The sequence below is a fragment of the Microbispora sp. H10836 genome (assembly GCF_012999525.1).
Lineage (GTDB): Bacteria > Actinomycetota > Actinomycetes > Streptosporangiales > Streptosporangiaceae > Microbispora.
Map to the genome: position 1 here is coordinate 1 of NZ_JABBWU010000052.1, position 2,354 is coordinate 2,354.

The following is a 2,354-nucleotide window of genomic DNA, read 5'->3' on the forward strand; positions in this document are numbered from 1 at the left end:
TGTCGATGTTGTAGTCGTTGTAGCACAGCTTGACGTTGGGGTCGGCGGCCCGCGCGGCGCGGAAGGCCTCCTCGATGAAGCCGTTGCCGAGCTTCTGGGTGAAGATCGAGTCGCGCAGCGTGCCGACCGCGCCGCCGTCGGCGAATGCCTCGTTGACCACGTCCCAGGCGAAGACCTTGCCCTTGTAGTGGTTCATGACCTGGGTGATGTGGTTGGTCATCGCCGAGCGCAGGTCACTGGCGGACATGCCGCTGTTGACCCAGCTGGGCAGCTGGGCGTGCCACACCAGTGTGTGACCGCGGACCTTCATGCCCTTGCTCAGCGCGTGGTTGACGATCTGGTCGGCGGAGCTCCAGTTGAAGGAGTTGCGGGAGGGCTCGATCGGCCCCCACTTCATCTCGTTTTCCGCCGTGACCGAGTTGAACTCCCGGTCCCAGGTCGCCACATACGTCGAGTCGTTCAGGTGGCCGGCCGCGATCGCGGTGCCGAAGTAACGGCCGCTCTGTGCGGCGGCCGCGCCGAGCGTTCCGGCCGCGGCGCCCGCGGGGGTGGTCGCCGCCAGTGCGGTGACCGCGCCGAGTACGCCGAGGGCGCCGGCGACCAGCATCCGGCGGGTTCGCCCACCGCCGCCTGGTAAGGGATTTTCGCCCATGCCTGAGCCTCCACTGCGAGATCAATGAGGGGAACGCGGACAGACGCCCGCGGGGAAACACACGCGATCCGTCGTCGCGCCGAGACTGCGGCTCCTGCCGCGCACCACCGACCCCGGCAGGAGGAAGCCGCCTTGGGGAGCAGTGTGGGAAATCATCACGAAATGTGTCAAGAGGATGTCGAGAAAGTTTCGTGTCCATTCCGGGGCATGTCATTCATGCATCCAGGTGGGAGCGACGGTGGCTTGTCGTAAGTTTCCTGCGGCGTCCCGACATGTGGTGGAGCGACGCCGGGGCCGGTGAAAGTTTCATCGCGTCCCGGCTCCGGGCGGTGCTCTCACACTCGCGGCAGGAGCAGGTGAGCCGCCCCCGCCCTCACAGGGGGCCGCGACGCGAGCGGGAGCGGGCGTTGACACCGCTTGGGGGACCATGTTTGATCCGCTACACCACCACCACGCACGTCGCCGATGGGAGAGGAGCACTGGCTCGCGGAATTGTTAGCGCTCACATCTCGGGTGCGAACCGCCTGACTTTGGGCCGATGCGCCCTGGCCGCGTCGCCGACGACCACCTCCACCGGGATCGCCGGGGCGTGGACGCCGCCGTCGATCGGGGAGTCCGACCCGTCCGCCGCATCGAGCGACCCGGCCTTCCCGGCGGCGTGGGGACCGACGACGCCGGCCACGGCCGGTTGGCTCGCACCTGCGTCACCATGCCCTGACCCTCAGCCGACTGCGCCCTGCTATACCACCACCAGGGCTGCCGACCCCAACCCGGGCGGCGACGACAGCCTGCCCCGGCGGCTGGGCCTGCTGACCCCCGCCACCTTCCCCGGCGGGACACCGCCCCGGTGCGGGGGACGCGATTCCCCCGCACCGGCGGTGAGTCCACGTAGCGCATCGCGGGCGTCTCGCCCGCCGGCCGTGTCTCCACCCTGCAGAGGAGAGTAGATGCACGCACCCCCCACTCGTGTGAAGCGTGACCGGCGACGGTCGCCGGTCACCGTCTTCGCATGTCTTCTGGCGGCGCTCGCGACCGTCCTCGCCGGCGCCGTCGCCTGGACGGCGCCGGCATCGGCGGCGACCGTCGACACGAACGCCTGGTACGTGCTGGTCAACCGCAACAGCGGCAAGGCCCTGGACGTGTACAACTTCTCCACGGCCGACGGCGGGTCGCTCGTGCAGTGGACGCGCACCGACGCCAACAACCAGCAGTGGCGGTTCGTCGACTCCGGCGGCGGCTACTACCGCGTGCAGTCGCGGCACTCGGGCAAGGTGCTCGACGTGTACAACGTCTCCACCGCTGACGCCGCCGACATCGTGCAGTGGAGCGACCACAACGGCACCAACCAGCAGTTCGGTCTCGCCGACTCCTCCGGCGGCTACGTCCGGCTGATCAACCGCAACAGCGGCAAGGCCGTCGAGGTCCAGAACGCCTCCACCGCGGACGGCGGCAAGATCGTGCAGTACTCCGACTGGGGCGGCAACAACCAGCAGTGGCAGCTCGTCCGCGTCGGGAGCGTCTCGGATCCGTCGTCGTCACCGTCACCGTCAGCGTCACCGTCGCCGTCGCCTTCGGCTTCGCCGTCGGTGAGTCCGTCGGGTGGGCCGTGGCCGCCGTCGTCGACGTACTCCAACCCGGTGTTGTGGCAGGACCTGGCCGACATCGACATCTTCCGGGTCGACGACACCTACTACTACTCGGC

Annotated in this window: 3 protein-coding genes; 1 reads left to right on the forward strand and 2 read right to left on the reverse strand. The window is 68.9% G+C overall.

Going from position 1 to position 2,354, the window contains the following annotated elements; all coding sequences use genetic code 11:
• On the reverse strand, window positions 1-652 hold a 652-nt coding region (locus HHX30_RS40170), incomplete at its 3' end, for an endo-1,4-beta-xylanase (RefSeq protein WP_169989189.1).
• 502 nt (window positions 653-1,154) lie between these two features.
• Entirely contained in the window at window positions 1,155-1,334 is a 180-nt protein-coding gene (locus HHX30_RS40175; protein WP_169989190.1) for a hypothetical protein, read from the reverse strand.
• A 265-nt stretch (window positions 1,335-1,599) separates the two neighbouring features.
• Between HHX30_RS40175 and HHX30_RS40180 the strand changes: the two genes are divergently transcribed.
• Window positions 1,600-2,354, forward strand: a 755-nt coding sequence (locus HHX30_RS40180; protein ID WP_169989191.1) for an RICIN domain-containing protein, incomplete at its 3' end; no start/stop codon positions are given.